Origin of the sequence: Kitasatospora sp. NPDC058115, from assembly GCF_042884635.1 — a bacterium.
Taxonomy (GTDB): Bacteria; Actinomycetota; Actinomycetes; order Streptomycetales; family Streptomycetaceae; genus Kitasatospora.
Genome location: NZ_JBHVTL010000010.1, coordinates 149,707 through 167,463, shown reverse-complemented (window position 1 = coordinate 167,463; position 17,757 = coordinate 149,707). Strand labels below are relative to the sequence as shown.

16 protein-coding genes and 1 riboswitch are annotated in these 17,757 nt (G+C 75.8%); of the genes, 7 read left to right on the top strand and 9 right to left on the bottom strand.

Going from position 1 to position 17,757, the window contains the following annotated elements; genetic code table 11:
• Positions 1–109 precede the first annotated feature (109 nt).
• Positions 110–658, top strand: a complete 549-nt coding sequence (locus ACFVVL_RS13450; RefSeq protein ID WP_387674357.1) for a universal stress protein — start codon at positions 110–112, stop codon at positions 656–658.
• A 36-nt stretch (positions 659–694) separates the two neighbouring features.
• Here the strand turns inward: ACFVVL_RS13450 and ACFVVL_RS13445 are convergent, their stop codons facing one another.
• The 5 genes from ACFVVL_RS13445 to wecB form a co-directional block, all read right to left on the bottom strand.
• Positions 695–1,315 carry an L-threonylcarbamoyladenylate synthase gene (locus ACFVVL_RS13445; RefSeq protein ID WP_380296615.1) on the bottom strand — a complete coding sequence of 207 codons (621 nt, stop codon included), beginning with the start codon at positions 1,313–1,315 and terminating at the stop codon, positions 695–697.
• A gap of 52 nt (positions 1,316–1,367) precedes the next feature.
• Positions 1,368–2,405, bottom strand: a complete 1,038-nt coding sequence (locus ACFVVL_RS13440; protein ID WP_380296614.1) for an AI-2E family transporter — start codon at positions 2,403–2,405, stop codon at positions 1,368–1,370.
• A 211-nt stretch (positions 2,406–2,616) separates the two neighbouring features.
• Entirely contained in the window at positions 2,617–3,801 is a 1,185-nt protein-coding gene (locus ACFVVL_RS13435; protein WP_387674352.1) for an alcohol dehydrogenase catalytic domain-containing protein, read from the bottom strand.
• 58 nt (positions 3,802–3,859) lie between these two features.
• Positions 3,860–4,825, bottom strand: a complete 966-nt coding sequence (locus ACFVVL_RS13430) for an SDR family NAD(P)-dependent oxidoreductase (RefSeq protein WP_380296611.1) — start codon at positions 4,823–4,825, stop codon at positions 3,860–3,862.
• A gap of 220 nt (positions 4,826–5,045) precedes the next feature.
• Positions 5,046–6,170 (bottom strand): non-hydrolyzing UDP-N-acetylglucosamine 2-epimerase, encoded by a 1,125-nt coding sequence (gene wecB, locus ACFVVL_RS13425; protein ID WP_387674349.1) that lies wholly within the window; start codon positions 6,168–6,170, stop codon positions 5,046–5,048.
• 422 nt (positions 6,171–6,592) lie between these two features.
• Here wecB and ACFVVL_RS13420 point away from each other — a divergent pair, with 422 nt between their 5' ends.
• From ACFVVL_RS13420 to ACFVVL_RS13405, 4 genes are all read left to right on the top strand, one after another.
• Complete coding sequence (locus ACFVVL_RS13420; protein WP_380296313.1) at positions 6,593–6,769, top strand: hypothetical protein; 177 nt, start codon at positions 6,593–6,595, stop codon at positions 6,767–6,769.
• A gap of 8 nt (positions 6,770–6,777) precedes the next feature.
• Positions 6,778–7,386 carry an exosortase/archaeosortase family protein gene (locus ACFVVL_RS13415; RefSeq protein ID WP_387674345.1) on the top strand — a complete coding sequence of 203 codons (609 nt, stop codon included), beginning with the start codon at positions 6,778–6,780 and terminating at the stop codon, positions 7,384–7,386.
• Positions 7,383–8,789: a glycosyltransferase gene (locus ACFVVL_RS13410; protein WP_387674342.1), complete on the top strand. Its 1,407-nt coding sequence runs from the start codon at positions 7,383–7,385 to the stop codon at positions 8,787–8,789. The genes ACFVVL_RS13415 and ACFVVL_RS13410 overlap by 4 nt, the downstream gene beginning before the upstream one ends.
• Positions 8,790–8,928: 139 nt before the next feature.
• Positions 8,929–9,678 (top strand): choice-of-anchor P family protein, encoded by a 750-nt coding sequence (locus tag ACFVVL_RS13405; RefSeq protein ID WP_387674339.1) that lies wholly within the window; start codon positions 8,929–8,931, stop codon positions 9,676–9,678.
• A gap of 68 nt (positions 9,679–9,746) precedes the next feature.
• Here ACFVVL_RS13405 and ACFVVL_RS13400 read toward each other — a convergent pair whose 3' ends face one another.
• The gene (locus ACFVVL_RS13400) at positions 9,747–10,268 is read right to left on the bottom strand and encodes a GNAT family N-acetyltransferase (protein ID WP_387674336.1); all 522 of its coding nucleotides are present in this window, start codon (positions 10,266–10,268) and stop codon (positions 9,747–9,749) included.
• Positions 10,269–10,341: 73 nt separating this feature from the next.
• Positions 10,342–11,583, bottom strand: coding sequence for a cytochrome P450 (locus ACFVVL_RS13395; protein WP_387674333.1), 1,242 nt, complete (start codon positions 11,581–11,583; stop codon positions 10,342–10,344).
• 227 nt (positions 11,584–11,810) lie between these two features.
• Positions 11,811–12,047, top strand: a riboswitch (cobalamin riboswitch).
• Positions 12,048–12,192: 145 nt separating this feature from the next.
• Here ACFVVL_RS13395 and metE point away from each other — a divergent pair.
• Both metE and ACFVVL_RS13385 read left to right on the top strand, forming a co-directional pair.
• Positions 12,193–14,508, top strand: a complete 2,316-nt coding sequence (metE, locus tag ACFVVL_RS13390) for a 5-methyltetrahydropteroyltriglutamate--homocysteine S-methyltransferase (protein ID WP_387674330.1) — start codon at positions 12,193–12,195, stop codon at positions 14,506–14,508.
• A gap of 156 nt (positions 14,509–14,664) precedes the next feature.
• On the top strand, positions 14,665–15,237 hold the full coding sequence (locus ACFVVL_RS13385; protein WP_387674327.1) for a hypothetical protein: 573 nt from the start codon (positions 14,665–14,667) through the stop codon (positions 15,235–15,237).
• Here the strand turns inward: ACFVVL_RS13385 and ACFVVL_RS13380 are convergent.
• Both ACFVVL_RS13380 and ACFVVL_RS13375 read right to left on the bottom strand, forming a co-directional pair.
• Entirely contained in the window at positions 15,200–16,876 is a 1,677-nt protein-coding gene (locus ACFVVL_RS13380; RefSeq protein WP_387674324.1) for an amidohydrolase, read from the bottom strand. The two genes, ACFVVL_RS13385 and ACFVVL_RS13380, sit on opposite strands and share 38 nt — an antisense overlap.
• Entirely contained in the window at positions 16,876–17,724 is an 849-nt protein-coding gene (locus tag ACFVVL_RS13375; RefSeq protein ID WP_387674321.1) for a PaaX family transcriptional regulator C-terminal domain-containing protein, read from the bottom strand. Before ACFVVL_RS13375 ends, ACFVVL_RS13380 begins: the two co-directional genes overlap by 1 nt.
• Positions 17,725–17,757: the final 33 nt, after the last annotated feature.

Genomic DNA, 17,757 nt, shown 5'->3' with positions numbered 1-17,757 from the left:
GCGATGCAAGGCCATATACAGTTAAAGCCTTTGATTTGCAGGCTCGAAGACCCTGTGGAACCATAATCCATAAGCATTCAGCAGATCGAACACCGGAAAGTGAAGGACCATGTCGGACGGCGCGCGCGTCATCGTCGGAGTCAGCGGATCGTTGCACAGCCTGACCGCCCTGCACCGGGCGGCGGACGAGGCGCGCGACCGGGGCGCCGTCCTGGTGCCGGTGCTCGCCTGGACGCCGGCCGGCGGGGAGTACAACTACCGGCTGCGCCCCTGCCCGCCGCTGCTGCGCGCCTGGCAGGCGCTGGCCGACGCGCGCCTGGACCAGGCCCTGGAGGAGGCGTTCGGCGGCCTGCCGGCCGGCGTCCGGGTCGAGCCCCTGGTGGTGCGCGGAGAGGTCGGCCCGGTGCTGACCGCGCTGGCCGACCGCCCGGACGACCTGCTGGTGGTCGGCGCGGGACGGCACGGCACCCTGCGCACCACCGTGCGCCGGCTGTTCCAGGGCGGCTCGGTGAGCCGCTACTGCCTGGCCCGCGCCCGCTGCACCGTCCTCGCCGTCCCGCCGTCCGACCTCCAGGCCGATCTGCGCGCCCTGCGCCGCGGCGTCGACCTGCGCGAACTCGACGGCCTCGTCGCCGCCCGGGCCGCCCGGGCCGCCTGAGCCGCCCGGGTCGCGCGCGGCCGGTCGCCCCGCCCCTCACTCGAAGCGGCTGACGTCCCCCGCTCCGCGCCGGACGATCTCCGGTCCGCCCCCGGAGAAGTCCACGACCGTCGTCGGCTCCGTGCCGCAGTCGCCCGAGTCCACCACCGCGTCCAGGACGTGGTCGAGGCGCTCCTTGATCTCCCACCCCTGGGTCATCGGCTCCTCCTCGCCCGGAAGGATCAGGGTGCTGGAGACCAGCGGCTCGCCGAGTTCGGCGAGCAGCGCCCGGGTGACGGCGTGGTCGGGGATCCGGACCCCCACCGTCTTCTTCTTCGGGTGCATCAGCCGGCGGGGGACCTCCTTGGTGGCCGGCAGGATGAACGTGTAGCTGCCCGGGGTGGCCGCCTTGACGGCGCGGAAGACGTTGTTGTCGAGCTGGACGAACTGCCCCAGCTGCGCGAAGTCCTCGCACATCAGGGTGAAGTGGTGCCGCTCGTCGAGCCGCCGGATCGACCGGATCCGCTCCAGGCCCTCGCGGTTGTCCAACTGACAGCCCAGGGCGAAGCAGGAGTCGGTCGGGTACGCGATGAGGGCACCGGCCCTGAGACTGGCGGCCACGGTGCCGATGGTGCGCGGCTGCGGGGATTCTGGATGCACATCGAAGTACTTCGCCATTGGCCGACCCTACGGGATCCCGGCGCCCGGCGCCCGGCGGCCGCACGCCCCCTCAGCCGCCGGGGGCGTCGTCGTGGCGCAGGGCGTTGAGCACGGCCCAGGCGACGGAGACCACGGGAACGGCGACCAGGGCGCCGAGGACGCCGCCGAGGACGGCGCCGCCGGTGACGGAGAGGGCGACGGCGACCGGGTGGATGCGGACGGACCAGCCGAGGACGAGCGGATGCAGGAGGTGGCCCTCGATCTGGCCGATCACCACGATCAGGCCGAGGACCAGCAGGGCCACCACCGGACCGCGGGCGGCCAGCGCGACCAGGGCGGCGACGGCCAGGGCGATCGGGGAGCCGATCAGCGGGATGAGGGCGGCGACGAACTCCAGGACGATCAGGGGCAGGACCAGGGGCACCCGCAGGATCGCGAGGGCGATGCCGACCAGGACGGCGTTGGTCGCCGCGACGATCAGCACCCCGCGGGTGTAGCCGGCGAAGGTGTGCCACGCGGCGAGGCCGGCCCGTTCCCACAGCGGGCGGGCGCGGGCCGGGAACTGGTGCTGCGCCCAGCTCCACATCCGGTCGCCGGAGTGCAGGAAGAAGACCGAGCAGAACACCGCGAGCGCCAGCCCGGTGAGCAGCTCGACGACCCGCCCGGCACCGCTGAGGGCGGTGCTGAGCAGCGCGGAGCGGTGGCCGGCGAGGTAGTCGCCGATCCGGGCCCTGAGATCGGTGGCCGCGCCGGGGTGGAGGTGGAAGGGGGCGCCGGTGAGCCAGCGGTCGATCCGGCCGAGGCCGCCGTGCAACTCGTCGCCCAGGCTGCCCCACTCGGCGGCGACGGTCGTGCCGACCAGGGCGAGGACCCCGCCGACGAGGGCGACGGAGCCGAGGAGGGCGAGCAGCACGGCGAGCGAACGGGGCAGCACCCGGGCCATCAGGTCGACCGGCGGGCGCAGCACGGAGGTGATGACCAGGGCCAGGAACAGCGCGATCACCGGCAGCTGGAGCCGGGTGAGGACGGTGACGGCCAGATAGGCGGCCACGCCCAGCGCGACCAGCCGCCAGGCGTACCCGGCGGCGGTCCGCAGCCCGGGCGGCACCCGCTCGCCGCCGCGCCCGGCCGGGCCGCCGCCTCTGCCGGCCGCCCGCCCGGAGACACGCCCGGAGACACGCCCGGAGCTCCGGGCGGAGCCCCGCCTGGTGCCCCGCCCGGAGGCACGCCCGGAGGCCCGGTCCGGCCCGGCGCGAGGGGCCGGACCGGGCCCGGCGGAGCGCCGGGGGCGCCCGTGTCCCGCGGTCATGGCGCGCCGCTCAAGGCCGGAACAGCACCTTGACCACACCGTCCTGCTTGCGTTGGAACAGGTCGTACGCGGCCGGTGCCTCCGCCAGCGGCAGGTGGTGGGTCGCGAAGCCGTCCACGCCGAGCGGGTCGCCGTCGCCCAGCAGCGGCAGCAGCTCGTCCGTCCAGCGCAGCACGTTGGCCTGGCCCATCCGCAGCCGCAGCTGCTTGTCGAACATGGTCAGCATCGGCAGCGGGTCCGTCATGCCGCCGTACACGCCGGACAGCGAGACGGTGCCGCCGCGGCGCACCATGTCCACCGCCAGGTGCAGGGCGTGCAGCCGGTCCAGGCCCACCCGGGTCATCAGCCGGGCGGCCAGCGCGTCCGGCAGCAGCGAGGTCATCCGCTGCGCCGCGGTGGCGGCGGGGGAGCCGTGCGCCTCCATGCCGACGGCGTCGATCACGGCGTGGGGGCCGCGTCCGTCGGTGAGGTCCCGGGCGGCGTCGGCCACCCGGGAGCCGAGCCGGGCCAGGTCGAGCACCTCGACGCCGCGCTCGCGGGCGCGTTCCAGCCGCTCGGGCACCAGGTCCACCCCGATCACGGTGGACGCGCCGCGGTGCCGGGCGATCCGGGCGCACATGTCGCCGATCGGCCCGAGGCCGAGCACGGCGACGCTGCCGCCGGGCGGCACCTCGGCGTACTCCACCGCCTGCCAGGCGGTCGGCAGCACGTCGGACAGCAGCACGTAGCGGTCGTCGGGAGGCCCGTGCGGGACGACCACGGGCAGGGTGTTGCCGAACGGCACCCGCAGCAGTTCGGCCTGGCCGCCGGGCACCTGCCCGTACAGCTTGGTGTAGCCGAACAGTGCCGCGCCGGTCCCGTAGGCGCGCACCTGGGTGGTCTCGCACTGGGAGTGCAGGCCCTTCACGCACATGAAGCAGGTGCCGCAGGAGATGTTGAACGGCACCACCACGCGGTCGCCGGCCTCGACGGCGTGCACGGCGCTGCCGGTCTCGCGCACCACGCCCATCGCCTCGTGGCCGAGGATGTCGCCCTCGTCGAGGAAGGCGCCGAGGACCTCGTACAGGTGCAGGTCCGATCCGCAGAGCCCGGTGGTGGTGACCTCGACCAGGACGTCGGTGGGCTCCTGCAGGACCGGGTCGGCGACGGAGTCGACGCGGATGTCGCGGCGCCCGTGCCAGGTCACGGCTCTCATGGTGTGCTCCTCCGGTGTGCTCCTCGCTGGGACGGGTCCGACACCGCCGGGGCGGGGCTCAGGACGCCGTCGGTTCGTTGTGGGACCGGGCGGCCCGCCGGCCGAGGGCGGTGAGCCGGTCGACCGGTCCGCCGCGCCGGTGCCGGGCCGCCGCCCGGACGCCGGGCACGCCGTGCTCCGGGGCGGACCCGGTGGACGGCAGCAGCCGCGCGGTGAGGGTGAGCAGCCGGCCGGTGGTGGCCGGCGCGAGGCCGTGGGCGCGTGCCGCGGCCTTGGCGAGCGGGGTGAGCACCAGCTCCCGGCGGCCGGTCGCGACCGCCCGGACGATCCGGCGGGCCGCCCGTCGCGCGTCCATCGACAGCAGCGGCAGCGAGGCCGCGGAAGCGAACCAGGCGAACTCGCGTCCGGCCTGGCCGGTGAACTCGGCGGCGGTCTGCGAACCGGTGCGCATCAGGCCCGGGACGACGGTGGTGACCCTGATCCCGTACGGCGCCAGCTCCGCCGCCAGCCCCTCGGAGAGGCCGGTGAGCGCGAACTTGGCGGTGACGTACGGCAGCAGGTGCGGGGCCGGGACCTTGCCGCCGATCGAGCCGATCATGACGATCGAGCCCGCGCCGCGCGCCCGCATCGTCGGCAGCACCGCCTGGACCAGCCGCAGCGGCGCCATCACCATCAGCTCGTGGGCCCGCCGGAAGTCCTGCTCCTGCATGGCGGCGAGCGGGCCGACCTGGATCAGGCCGGCGTTGTTGACCAGCAGGTCCACCTCGGCGCCGAAGCGCTCGCGCACCGCGCCGAGCAGCCGGGCCGGGGTGTCGGCGGCGGTCAGGTCGCACGCGGTGGCGGCCACCTCGCCGGGGCGGCCGCGCAGCGTCCGCAGGGCGCGTTCGAGCGCGAGTTCGTCGCGGCCGCAGAGCATCACCCGGCAGCCCCGGTCGGCGAGCTCGCCCGCGATCAGCAGGCCGAGTCCGCGCGAGGAGCCGGTCACCAGCGCCGTCCGTCCGGCCAGGTCGTTTCCGCCGTGCATCGGCCGTTCCCTCCTCCGCTCGGGGACACCCTCGTCGCCCGGCGTCTGTCCGGCGACGCCGTCGCCAAACACCGCCGCCGGACACCGCCGCCGAACAGCGCGGGCAGCGAGCCGGCGAGCGGGTGGGCGGTCGGTCGGGCGGACGGGTCCGGCCACGACCGGCGCCCCGGCCCCGCCGGAGCGCATCCGGCGGGGCCGGGGCGCCGGCCCCCGGGCGGGTTCAGCCGGCGCAGAGCAGGCGGGCGCGGTCCTCGGCGAGGTAGCGGGAGCGGACGGCGGCGACGATCTCGGCGCTCGCGGTACCGCTGCCGTACGGCGAGGGGCGCCCGGCCAGGGAGCCGACGGCGTCCGGGTCGGCGAGCAGTTCCCGCAGGGCGACGTCCAGTTGGGCGCCGGGCCGGACCAGCCGGGCGAAGCCGGCCCGGACCGCCTCGGGCCGTTCGGTGGAGTTGCGGACCACGATGAGCGGCCGCTTGAGCACCGTGCACTCCTCCTGGACCCCGCCGGAGTCCGAGACCAGCAGCCGGCAGCCGGCCGCCAGGGCGAGGAAGGTGCGGTGGTCGACCGGGGGCACCGGGCGCAGCCCGGCGAGCGCGCCGGAGAGCCCGAACCGCTCGATCGCCGCCCGGGTGCGCGGGTGCAGTGGCAGCACCACCGGCAGGTCCAGTGCCGCGAGTTGGCCGAGGATCCGGCCGAGCCGGGCGGGGTCGTCGGTGTTCTCGGGGCGGTGCAGGGTGGCCAGCAGGTAGCGGTCGGGGCGCAGCCCGTAGCCGGCCAGCACCGCGCGGGCCTCGACCGCTCCGGGCAGCGACTCCAGGGTGGCCTCGACGACGGTGTTGCCGGTGACCACCACCTGGTCCGCCCCGATCCCCTCGCGCAGCAGGTGGGCGGCGGCGGTGGCGGTCGGCGCGCAGTGCAGGTCGGCGAGCGGGGCGATGAGGCGGCGGTTGGCCTCCTCGGGCATGTCCGGGTCGAAGGAGCGCAGTCCGGCCTCGACATGGACGACGGGCGCGCCCGCGCAGTGGGCGGCCAGTGCTCCGGCGGCGGCGGAGTTGGTGTCGCCCTGGACGACGACGGCGGCGGGCGGGTGGGCGGCGAAGTGGTCGCTGAGCGCGCTGACCATCCGGCCGATCTGCCGGCCGCGGGCCTCGCCGGCGACCCCGCTGAGCGTGATGTGCGGGTCGGGGAGCGCGTACTGCCGGAAGAAGGCGGTGGTGAGGCCGGGATCCCAGTGCTGGCCGGTCCAGACGATCCGGGCGGAGTTCTCCAGGAGTCGCACCACTCCCGCGAGTTTGACGATTTCCGGTCGGGTTCCGAGGACCACGGCGATGTCGGCGGAGGGCATTCGGGCTCCCTTTGACGGTGCATCCGATCGATCGATCGGGGTGTTCGAACTACGCGTCACAACATGGCCGCCGGGGGTGAGCTGCGGCAACCGGTGGTGATCAATGTCCCCCGAATGGCGGTACGGCCGGGCGCTGCGCCACGCCGTCGACGCGCCGACGCCACGCCGATAGGGCCAGGTGGGGACGGCATCGTATGAACACGGACAATCAAACATCCGATTTTCAGTCCATGATGTGCCAGCAGCACGGGAGTTCGATCCGTGGCGGGGTCGCGTAACGTTCGTCCCCGCCCCGGGCCGTTCCGATGTGCCCGGCACCGCCCCCCCTTTCCCCGGGGCCTCGCCGAAGCCGCCCTCACTTTCGTGCTGCGCGGCAACCCCCCCTCGTGATCCCCCCGTTCTCCGACGAGAGGAATTCCCCCATGTACGGACCTGTGGCCGGCGGACTGCCGCCGGCAGCCGGTGGCGGCGCCCTGGCCGCCACCGGATCGGTGGGCATAGGCGTCACGGCGACGGCCGCGGTGGCCCTGGTCCTGCTCGGCCTCGGCCTGCTGCGGCGCAGCAGGCTGCGCCGTGGCGACGGACCGGGCGAGGACTGAGCCACGCCATGACGGAATCCCTGTCGCACCCGTTCGCGCCCCGCCCGCGCGCCGCGGGCCGGGCCGGGCGCTCCCCGCTCGGGATGCTGTGCGGCGCCGTGCTGCTCGGTGTGTGCGGCTCGCTGGTGGCCGGCGAACGCGCCTACCGTTCCCAGGAGAGCCGCGGCACGGCGTGGCTGGTCGAGCACCTCCTGGGGATGCGCACCCTGCTGCTCGAAGGGCCGACCGCCCCCGTCCTGTACGCCGGTGACCACACCGGCCTGGACCGGGGCGTCGCCCTGACCACGGGGTGCAGCAGCGCGCTGCTGATCGCCCCGCTCGCCCTGGTGACGGCCCTGCTGCTGCTCTTCGGCAACCGCCGGGCCGGCCGGGTCCTGCTGGCCTTCGTCGTCGCCGCCGGGCTGGTGCTGGCCACCAACCTCGGCCGGCTCACCCTGGTCCTGGTGATGCAACACCGGTACGGATCCGAGGGGTTCGGCTGGGCGCACGTCCTGCTGGGCTCCGTGCTGATGATGGCCGCCGCGCTCGTCGCGGCCCTCCTCTTCCTGTGGCTGCTGCCCCGCGGCGCCTCCGCCGCGACCGCGTCCGGTCGCCCGGCCGGGGAGGGGACGCCGTGACGCTGCTGGACACCTCCGTCTCGCTCTCCTTCGTCCTGGGCGTCGGCTTCCTCGCCTACGTCGTGGTGATCGTGCGCGGCTACCTGCGGGACCGGCCCGGGCCGGCCGGCGACCCGGACGCCTACCGCTGGCACTTCCTGATTCCCTGCCGGGACGAGGAGGCGGTGATCGCCACCACCCTGGACTACCTCGCCGAGCACTTCACCGGCGCCACCGTCTGGGTCGTCGACGACGACTCCGCGGACCGCACGGCCGAGCTCGTCCGCGCCTGGCCCGCCACCTCCGACCGGCTCACCGTCCACCTGGTCTCCCGCCGGCTGCCCACGGCGCGGACCGGCAAGGGCGACGCGCTGAACGCGGGTTACCGGGCGCTGGAGGCCGCGCTGCCCGAGGGCACCGACCCCGCGCGGGTCGTGGTCTGCGTGCTCGACGCCGACGGCCGCCCCTCGCCCGGCGCGCTCGCGGTCTGCGCCGGACCGGCGCTCTTCGGCGACCCCGGGATCGGGGCCGTCCAGGTCGAGGTGCGGATGTCCAACCGCGACGTGCCCCGGCCGCTGCCCGGCCGGGGCGCGTTCGCCAACCGGCGGGCCCGGCTGCTCGCCCGCCTCCAGGACATCGAGTTCCGCGGACCGATATCCGCCATGCAGATCACCCGGCGCCGCACCGGCACCGTCAACGTCGGCGGCAACGGCCAGTTCACCCGGCTCTCCGCCCTGCGCGCGGTGGACGGCGGCGGCGGGCGGCCGTGGGGCAGGGCGCTGCTGGAGGACTACGAGCTGGGCCTGCGGCTGATGCTGGCCGGCTGGCGCAACGGCTACACCACCGACGCCTGGGTCGACCAGGAGGCACTGTGGAGCGTGCGGCACCTGCTCACCCAGCGGGTGCGCTGGGCACAGGGCTCGATGCAGTGCACCCGCTACCTCCGGGAGATCTGGGGCTCGCGGGCGTTCGGCACGGCCGGCTTCCTGGAGGTGCTGTACTTCATGAGCCAGCCGTGGCTGCAACTCGTCGGCCTGGTGGTCTACACCGTGCCGATCGCGGCCTTCGGCTACAACCTGGTGCTCTACCCGGAGTTCGTGCTCACCTTCCTGCAGCAGGGCGGCGCGCTGCTGCTGGCCCTCTACCTGCTGCTGGGCATCGGCGAGTTCGCCGTCTGGGGGCCGCTGTACCGGCGGCGCTGCGAGCCGGGCGTCGGACGGCGCGCCGCGCTCGGGTACGGGCTCGCGCTGGCCCTGTACGCCGCCACCACCTATCTGGTCGCCGTCCGCGCGGCCTGGCGGGTGCTGTGCCGGCGCAACTCCTGGCACAAGACCGCCCGGGTCGCCACCGCGCCCACCCCGGCCGTCACCCCGGCCCCGGCCGCTGCCCCCGCCCCGGCCGTCGTCGGCGAGCCGGCGGCATGAGCGTCCGGCGCCCGGCCCGCGCTCCGCCCCCGGCCCCCGCCCCGCCCCACCCGACGACCGCACCCGGTCCTGCCTGCCGGACCGTTCCCGAGCGTCCTCGGCCGTCCCCCTCTCCCGTCCCCCGAAAGGCACCACCACCATGACCTCTCGTCGCACCCGGACCCGCACCCGCCTGCTCGCGGGCGCCGCCGCCACCGCCGCGCTGGTCTGCACCGCCGGCCCGGCCTGGGCCGCCCTCCCCGCCCCCGAGGCCAAGGCCTTCGTCGTCTCCGCCGACGCCGTCGCCGGGATGGTGGCCGTCGCCCCGACGCCCGCCTCCGCCTACCCCTCGGGCGGCACCAGCACCCTGGCCGGCATCAGCGTCGGCCCCTTCGCCAGCAACGCGCTGCTCACCTCCACCACCTCGGGCGACCCGCAGGCCGGCACCTCGGGCGCCTCCGCCACGATCGACTCGCTCGGCGTCGACCTGGGCGTCGCCACCGTCTCGCTCACCGGCGTCAACGCGACCTGCACCGCGACCCCGGCCGGCGCCACCGGCTCCGGCGTCATCGCGGGGGGCAGCGTCAAGCTCCCGCTCCTGCCCGCGATCAACCTGCAGGCCGGCGCCGGGCCCAACACCGGGATCGACATCCCCGGGGTCGGCACCATCCTCCTCAACGAGCAGCGCACCGACGCCAACGGCATACTCAGCGCCAACGCCGTGCGGATCAGCCTGCTGCCGATCCTCAACGCCGCCGACCTGGTCATCGGCCACGCCGAGTGCGGCGGCGCCGCGCCCGCCGAGGCCGTGCCGATGATCAACCCCCAGGTCGCCGCCGTCGGCGGAGCCGCGGCCCTGGCCACCGCCGCCGGGGTCTTCCTGCTGCGCCGCCGCACCACCACCGGCTGATCCCCGCCGGGGTGCCCCGGACCGGGGCACCCCGGCCTCCTTCCCCGCCTGCCTCCCGGCCTCCTCCGTCAGGCCGGACGGAGGTCGAAGCGCCAGTCGTTGCCGCGCATCGGCCGGCCCGGCGGGTACTCGAACTCCCGCACGCCCAGCAGCTCGAAGCCCGTGCCCCGGCAGACCGCGTTGGACGCGGCGTTGTCCACCGAGGGGAAGGCGTGCAGGTACCGGTGGAGCCCGGCGGCCCGGGCCTCGGCCACCACCGCACGGGTGGCGGCCTTCGCCACGCCCCGGCCCTGGAAGGCCGGCAGCACCGTCCAACCGGTCTCGTACACCGGCCCGCCCTCCCCCGTGCGCTCCCAGAACCCGATGCTGCCCGCCGCCGCGCCGTCCGGCAGCACGATCCGGAACATCCGCCCCGCGGCGGCGGGCCGGGCACTGAGGTCGACGTAGCGACGGTGACGGCGGGCCACCTGCTCCCCGCTCTCCGGGCCGCCGAGGTGGGCCATCAACTCCGGCGCGTTGAGGGCGGACAGCAGCGCCGCGTCCGCCTCGGACCAGGGCTCCAGGCGTACGGCGGTGACGTGATCGTCCATGGGCGTACGGTAGACGGCCCCACCGACAACCGCCCCACCGACAACCGCCTGCGGGGACGGGACGGGGCGGGGCCTAGCCGGCGGCCGGGCCGAGCCGGACCGGCAGGGACCGCAGGGCGTTCACGATGAACGACTCCTGCGGGAGCAGCCCCTCCGGCGGCAGCGCGAGTTCGACGTCGGGGAAGGCGCCGAACAGGGCGCTCAGCGCCTCCTCGGCCTCCATCGTGCCGAGCACCGCGCCCAGGCAGTAGTGCCGGCCGTGGCCGAAGGCCAGATGGGTCTTGTCGGACCGGGTGAGGTCGAACTCCTCCGGCCGGTCGGGGTGCAGGGCCGGATCCCGCCCGGCCGCGCCGAAGGCGAACAGGACCGGCTCGCCGGCCCGGATCAGCACGCCCTCGCCGAGGTCGATGTCCGCGGCGGCGAAGTACATCGGCAGGTGCATCACCGGCGCCTCCAGGCGCAGCGACTCCTCGATGGCGTCGCGCCAGGTCGCCGCGCCGGAGCGGATCAGCGCCAGCTGCCCGGGGTGCGAGAGCAGCAGCGCCACCGTGTGGTCGATGAGGTTGACGGTGGTCTCCGACCCGGCGCCGATCATCAGGATCAGGGTGGAGACCAGCTCCGACTCGCTGAGCCGGGACCCCTGGGCGTCACGGGTGGCGATCAGCTCGCTGGTCATGTCGTCGCCCGGCGCCGCCCGCTTGGTGGCGGCGAGGCGGGCCATGGCGGCGAACAGGTCGTCGAGGACGCCCTTGGCGTGCTCGGGGGTGGCGTCGGTCGCCAGGACGCCGTCCACCACCCGGCGCACCTCCGCCCGCTGCTCCTCGGGGACGCCGAACAGGTCGCAGATCAGCGTGGTCGGCAACGGGTAGGAGAGGCCGGTGTGCAGGTCGACGGTCGCGCCGGGCGCGGCGCCGCGCAGCGCGTCGACCAGGGCGGCGGCGATCGCCCGCACCCGGGGCCGCAGCGCCTCCACCCGGCGCGGGCCGAACGAGGGCGCGGTGAGGGTGCGCAGCCGGAGGTGGTCCGCGCCGTCGCTGGTGAACATCGACTCCACCGCGACCCAGCTGGCCAGCGGCCAGTCGGGGCCGACCCGGCCGTCGATCCAGTCGGGCCAGTGGTGGCGGGCGTTCTTGGCGAGCCGGGGGTCGGTGAGCAGCTTCCGGGCGACGTCGGCCCGGGTCACCGACCAGGCCAGGACGCGGCCGGGGAGCTCGACCCGGACGGCCGGGCCGTGGGAGCGCAGATGGGCGGCCTCGGTGTGCAGGGCGGTGCCGCGGGTGTCGAGGACGTGGGTGTAGGGGCAGCGGGGTTCCATGGGCCCTCCTGGAAGGGGAGCGGCGGTCGGAAACGGTCGGCCGATGGTGACCGTACGACCGACCGGGCGGCGGCGGAAGGGCGCTTGTCACCGTGCCGCGCGCCCGGGGGCGCCGCCCCCGAGGGCCGGGCACCACGCGTTCGCCCGTCCCGGCCGGCTCCGGACGCCCCGGACGCGGTACCGGGGGGGCGTCACGGAATTCCGTGACGGGGCCGCCGTCCTGCGTCTACGCTGACCGTGCAGCTGGTTCGCCCTGCCCGCCAGGCAGGCGCGTCGTAAGAGGGAACCCGGTGACGCCTTTCGACTGGCCAGTCCGGGACTGCCCCGCAGCGGTGAGCGGGAACGACCGCCGTCATACGCACTGGGCCCGAGCGGCCCGGGAAGCGACGGCCAGTAGGTGTCCGCCCTTTCGGGGGCGGGCGTGCCCGCGAGTCCGAAGACCTGCCCGCTGTCCGCGCGCGACCGATCGCGCGCGGCCATCCCGGTGACCTCGTGGGCGGGTCGGCGTGCACACGGAGCCGCGAACGCGCCTCCGTCCGGTACGTCATCCCTTCGCGCCCTCGTCCCGTCACCGGGCACCGAGGATCAAGACTCGCGAAGGAGAGTCCCTTGACAGCGAAGTCCGCAGCCGCGGCCACCCTGGCCACCGTCCACGGCTACCCCCGGCAGGGCCGGAACCGGGAGCTCAAGAAGGCGGTCGAGGGCTACTGGAAGGGCACCGTCACCGCCGACGCCCTGCACGCCACCGCCGCCCGACTGCGCCGGGAGAACTGGACGCAGCTCGCCGGGGCGGGCGTGCGCGAACTCCCCACCGGCGACTTCTCGCTCTACGACCACGTGCTCGACACCACCGTCGCCGTCGGCGCCGTCCCCGCCCGCCACCGGGCCGCCGTCGACGCCGACCCGCTCGACGGCTACTTCGCCATGGCGCGCGGCACCCAGGACGCCGCGCCGCTGGAGATGACCAAGTGGTTCGACACCAACTACCACTACCTCGTCCCCGAACTGGGGCCGGACACCGCCTTCACCGCCAACTCCGGCAAGGCGGTCGGCGAACTCGCCGAGGCGCTCGCCGCCGGCCACGAGGCCCGCCCGGTGCTGGTGGGCCCGGTCACCTACCTGCTGCTGGCCGAGCCCGCCCCCGGCGTCGCGGAGGACTTCCGGCCGCTCACCCTGCTGGACCGGCTGCTGCCCGTCTACGCCGAACTCCTCGCCGACCTGCACGCGGCCGGCGCGGACTGGGTGCAGCTGGACGAGCCCGCGCTCGTCCAGGACCGCACCCCGGCCGAACTGAACGCCGTCGCCCGCGCCTACCGCGAGCTCGGCGCCCGCACCGACCGGCCGAAGCTGCTGGTCGCGAGCTACTTCGACCGCCTCGGCGAGGCGCTTCCGGTGCTGGCCGCGGCGCCCGTGGAGGGGCTGGCACTGGACTTCACCGGGCCGGCCGCCGCCAATCTGGACGACCTCGCCGCCGTCGGCGGACTGCCCGGCAAGCGCCTGGTGGCGGGCGTCGTCGACGGCCGCAACATCTGGATCAACGACCTGGAGGCCTCGCTCGCCACCCTGGCCACCCTGCTCGGCCTGGCCGGCCACGTGGACGTGGCGCCGTCCTGCTCCCTGCTGCACGTGCCGGTCGACGCCACCGCCGAGCGGGACCTCGACCCGCAGCTCGCCCGCTGGCTCGCCTTCGCCCGGCAGAAGGCCGAGGAGACCGCGCTGCTCGCGCGCGGTCTGCGCGAGGGCACCGGCGCGATCGCCGCCGAACTCGCCGCCAACCGCGCCCACCTGGCCTCCCGGGCCGCCTCCCCGATCACCCGCGACCCCGCCGTGCGCGCCCGCACCGCCGCCGTCACCGCCGAGGACGCCCGCCGGACCCCGGCCCACCCCGGGCGCGCCGGGGCCCAGCGCGCCCGGCTCGGGCTGCCGCTGCTGCCCACCACCACGATCGGCTCCTTCCCACAGACCGCCGAACTGCGGGCCGCCCGCGCCGACCTCACCGCCGGGCGGACCGACGCCGCCGCCTACCGCGAGCGGATCCGGGCCGAGGTCCGCGAGGTGATCGCCTTCCAGGAGAAGGCCGGGCTGGACGTCCTGGTGCACGGCGAGCCCGAACGCAACGACATGGTCCAGTACTTCGCCGAACAGCTCACCGGCTTCCTCGCCACCCGGCACGGCTGGGTGCAGTCCTACGGCACCCGCTACGTCCGCCCGCCGGTCCTCGCCGGCGACGTCTCCCGCCCGGGCCCGATGACGGTCGACTGGTTCCGCTACGCCCAGGGCCTCACCGACCGCCCGGTCAAGGGCATGCTCACCGGCCCGGTCACCAGGCTCGCGTGGTCCTTCGTCCGCGACGACCAGCCGCTCGCCGACACCGCCCGCCAGGTCGCCCTGGCCCTGCGCGACGAGGTCGCCGACCTGGAGGCCGCCGGCGCCGCCGTCGTCCAGGTCGACGAACCCGCCCTGCGCGAGACCCTGCCGCTGCGCGCCGACGGCCGCCCCGGCTACCTGGCCTGGGCGACGGAGGCGTTCCGCCTCGCCACCTCCGGGGTCCGCGCCGACACCCAGATCCACACCCACATGTGCTACGCCGAGTTCGGCGCGATCATGACGGCCATCGACGACCTCGACGCGGACGTCATCTCCCTGGAGGCCACCCGCTCCCACATGCGGGTCGCCGGCGAACTCGCCGCCGCCGGGTACCCGCGCGAGGTCGGCCCCGGCGTGTGGGACATCCACTCCCCGCGCGTGCCGAGCGCCGACGAGGCCGAGCGGCTGCTGCGCACCGGCCTGGCCGCGATCCCCGCCGAGCGGCTCTGGGTCAACCCCGACTGCGGCCTGAAGACCCGCGGCTGGCCGGAGACCCGCGCCTCCCTGGAGAACCTGGTCACCGCCGCCCGCCGCCTGCGCGGGGAACTCACGGGCTGACGCGGCCGCGGGCGCGCACACCCCGCGGTGCGCGCCCGCCCTTCCGGGGGTCGGCACGGGCCCGGGGCTCTCGTGGCGGCGCCACGACAGGCGCTTCCGGCCGCGCCGCCGGTGGCGTGCGGGCCGCGCGGCGCCGCGGGCGGGTAGCCTGCCGGGGTGGCGGTCCACGGGTTCGGGGTGACGGAGTTCCAGCTGGTGCTGCTGCGCCGGATGGCGGACTTCCGGCCGGAGCCGGTCGAGGAGGCGCTGCGCCGGCTGGGGGCGACGCGCGCGGGCATGCGCGAGGCGAACAAGCGGTGGCAGGCGATGGTGCGCGCGCCGGGGTTCCCGTCCGGCGGGCGGCGTTGGACGGCCGTGCTCGGCGCGCCGGAGGCGGTGCTGCCGCGGCGCGTCGGGGACCTCGTCTGCACCGCACGGCAGTGGGCGCTGCCGCTCTGGCCCGACCTGCGCTTCGAGGTGCTCCTCGCGCCGGGCGGGGCGGAACTGAACGCCTGGCTGGTGCGGGCGCCGGGCAGCCGGCCGACGGTGCTGCGCACGCTCGCCGATCTGACGCCGTGGAGCTGTGTGGTGGCCGACCTGGGCGCCGCGTTCCCGCCCGCCGTTCCGCGCGAGGGCAGCGCGCCCACCAGGTTCCGGCTGGACTTCACCGCGCCGGACACCGACGGCCGGCCGTGTGCCTGCACCGCGGACTTCACCTGGGGACTGCTCCAGGAGGTGCGTCCGGCCTGAGCCGCCGGGCCGGCCCGGCGGCTCGGCGCCGGTGCACCGTCCGCCCGCCGATCACGGTGCGCTCGGGCAGCAGGTCGCGCAGCTCCTCGACCGGGCAGCTCAGCGGATCGGCGGGCCACAGCGTCAGATCGGCGAGCGCGCCCGGGCGCAGGGTGCCGCGGGTGTCGCTCTCGCCGGTCAGCCGGGCGGCGTTGACGGTGTGCAGGGCGATCGCCTCGGCGCGCCCGATGGCGTGCTCGGCGCCGATCACCCCGGCCACGGTGGCCCGGGTGGTCATGCCCCACACCGAGAGCATCGCGCCGTACGGGCCGACCGGGAAGTCCGAACCGGCGGAGAGCTGCGCGCCCTCGTCGAGCCACTCGCGCAGCGGGAACAGCGCACCGGTGCGTTCGGCGCCCCAGGCCCGCTGCTGGGTGCGCGCGCCGTCGTGCAGCAGGGGGTGCTGGACGGTCACCGGGACGCCGAGGGCAACGGCCCGGGCGCGCTGGTCGGGCCGGGCGAGGCCGGCGTGCTCGACGACCAGAGTGCCGGCGGGCAGGCCGGGGCGGCGCGCGAGCACCTCCTCGTAGACGTCGAGCAGGACGCGCAGCCCGCGGTCGCCCCAGGCGTGCACCCCGACCCGCAGGCCGCGCCCGGCCACCCGGTCGACGGCCTCCGTCAGCTCCCCGGGCTCCCAGAGCAGCCGCCCGTGGTAGCACGGCCGCCCCTGGTACGGCTCCTCCAGCGCGCCCGCCTCGAAGCCGCCGTCGATGCCGAACTTCACCCCCCAGACGGAGAGCCGGTCGTCCTCGTGGCCGGCGGCGCGCCAGGCCACGACCCGGTCCAGCAGCCCGTCCACCTCCGCCGGGGTGCGGACGGCGAAGCCGGAGACCAGGGCCCGGACCCGGACGGCGAGCGCGCCGCGGTCGCGGGCGGCACGCAGCACGTCGAGGTCCTCGACCGGGACCAGGCAGTCGCGGACGGTGCCGATCCCGGTGGCGGCGTAGTCGGCGGACGCGGCGCGCAGGCCGTCGATCCGCTCGTCGAGCCCGGGCCGGGGCAGGACGCGTTCGGCGAGCTGGGTCGCCTTGTCGATCAGCCGCCCGGTGAGCCGGCCGGCCGCGTCGCGCTCGATCACGCCGCCGGGCGGGTCGGGGGTGGCGGCGGTGATGCCGGCCAGCCGCAGCGCCGCCGAGTTGAGCACCATGTTGTAGGCGCCGCGGCGCACCAGCACCGGGTGGTCGGCGGTGGCGCCGTCCAGTTCCCCGGTGGTGGGCAGCCGCTGCTCGGCGAGGTTCACCTCCTGCCAGTTCACGGTGGTGAGGATCCATCCGCCGGCCGGGGTGCGGGCGGCGCGCTCGCGGATCAGGGCGAGGAATCCGGCGAGGTCGGCGGCCCGGTGGACGGGGACGCCGGACACGCTGTGGCCGGCCAGGACCAGATGGGTGTGGGTGTCGTCGAAGGCGGGCAGCACGGTGCCGTGCGGCGCGTCGACGAACTCGGTGGCCGGACCGGCGAGCGCGTCCAGACCGTGCGGGTCGGGGGAGAGCGCGGTGATCCGGCCGCCGGTGACGGCGACCGCGCGCCGCGGGGCCTCGCCGGGGACGAGGGTATGCACGGCGCCGGCGCGCACCAACAGGTCGGCGGGCGGACGGATCATCACGGCTCCCCGGGGTGGGCGGCGGTCCTGCCGGTGACCTTCTCCACGTACTCCAGAGCGGGCCCGGAGAGCAGGCCGTGCAGTTCGGTGAAGACGGCCCGGGCCGCGACGGCGTTCCAGTCGGCGGGCAGCAGCGGCTCGGGCAGGCCCGGGTCGAGGTAGGGCAGCCGGCGCCACTGGTCGAGCATCGGGACGTACGCGCGGAACGCCCCGGCCGGGTCGGGGCCGGCCCGGCGCGTGCGCAGGGCGGAGGCGGCCGGCTGCCAGGCGTCGGTGAAGGCCGCGTACTGGGCCTCGATGGCGGGGAAGTCCCACCAGGCGGCGACGGCCGTGCGCAGGTCGGTGAAGCCTGCGTACTCGGCGGACAGGAACAGGTGCACGTAGCCGTCCAGGCCGAGCCTGGCCAGCAGCCGCCGGGCGTCCGGCAGCAGCCGGGCGGGGGCCAGCCAGACGCCGGGGGCGGCGTTGCCGAAGCCGAGCCAGCTGAGCCGGGAGCGCAGGGTGTGGCGGTGGGCGCGCTCGGACTCCGGGACCGAGAAGACCGCCACCACCCAGCCGTCGGCGAGCGCGGCGGGCTCCAGGCTGTGGAAGATCCGCCGGTCGCCCTCCTCGAACACCGGGTCCATCGCGGGGGAGAGCCGGTAGCCGGTGCCGTCGCGACGCTCCTGGAGGAGGGTGCCGGCCTTCTTCAGACGGGAGATGGCGGAGCGGACGGCGGGGGCCTCGACGTCCAGCTCGGCCATCAGGGCGATCAGGTCGGCGATCGATATCCAGCCGCCGAGGCGGCGGACGAACTCGCCGTAGACGGTGTGGATCAGCGAGCTCGGCCGGGGCGTGCTCTCCGTCATGACGGGCCTCCTCCCCGGCAGCTGGTGGTGATC

Excerpts from the sequence above, each read along its gene's own strand:
- ACFVVL_RS13405 (WP_387674339.1), top strand. The coding sequence starts at position 8,929 with ATGACCTCTCGTCGCACCCGGACCCGCACCCGCCTGCTCGCGGGCGCC.
- ACFVVL_RS13450 (WP_387674357.1), top strand. The coding sequence starts at position 110 with ATGTCGGACGGCGCGCGCGTCATCGTCGGAGTCAGCGGATCGTTGCAC.
- ACFVVL_RS13420 (WP_380296313.1), top strand. The coding sequence starts at position 6,593 with ATGTACGGACCTGTGGCCGGCGGACTGCCGCCGGCAGCCGGTGGCGGC.
- ACFVVL_RS13375 (WP_387674321.1), bottom strand. The coding sequence starts at position 17,724 with ATGACGGAGAGCACGCCCCGGCCGAGCTCGCTGATCCACACCGTCTAC.
- ACFVVL_RS13395 (WP_387674333.1), bottom strand. The coding sequence starts at position 11,583 with ATGGAACCCCGCTGCCCCTACACCCACGTCCTCGACACCCGCGGCACC.
- ACFVVL_RS13435 (WP_387674352.1), bottom strand. The coding sequence starts at position 3,801 with ATGAGAGCCGTGACCTGGCACGGGCGCCGCGACATCCGCGTCGACTCC.
- ACFVVL_RS13380 (WP_387674324.1), bottom strand. The coding sequence starts at position 16,876 with ATGATCCGTCCGCCCGCCGACCTGTTGGTGCGCGCCGGCGCCGTGCAT.
- wecB (WP_387674349.1), bottom strand. The coding sequence starts at position 6,170 with ATGCCCTCCGCCGACATCGCCGTGGTCCTCGGAACCCGACCGGAAATC.
- ACFVVL_RS13430 (WP_380296611.1), bottom strand. The coding sequence starts at position 4,825 with ATGCACGGCGGAAACGACCTGGCCGGACGGACGGCGCTGGTGACCGGC.
- ACFVVL_RS13445 (WP_380296615.1), bottom strand. The coding sequence starts at position 1,315 with ATGGCGAAGTACTTCGATGTGCATCCAGAATCCCCGCAGCCGCGCACC.
- ACFVVL_RS13400 (WP_387674336.1), bottom strand. The coding sequence starts at position 10,268 with ATGGACGATCACGTCACCGCCGTACGCCTGGAGCCCTGGTCCGAGGCG.
- ACFVVL_RS13415 (WP_387674345.1), top strand. The coding sequence starts at position 6,778 with ATGACGGAATCCCTGTCGCACCCGTTCGCGCCCCGCCCGCGCGCCGCG.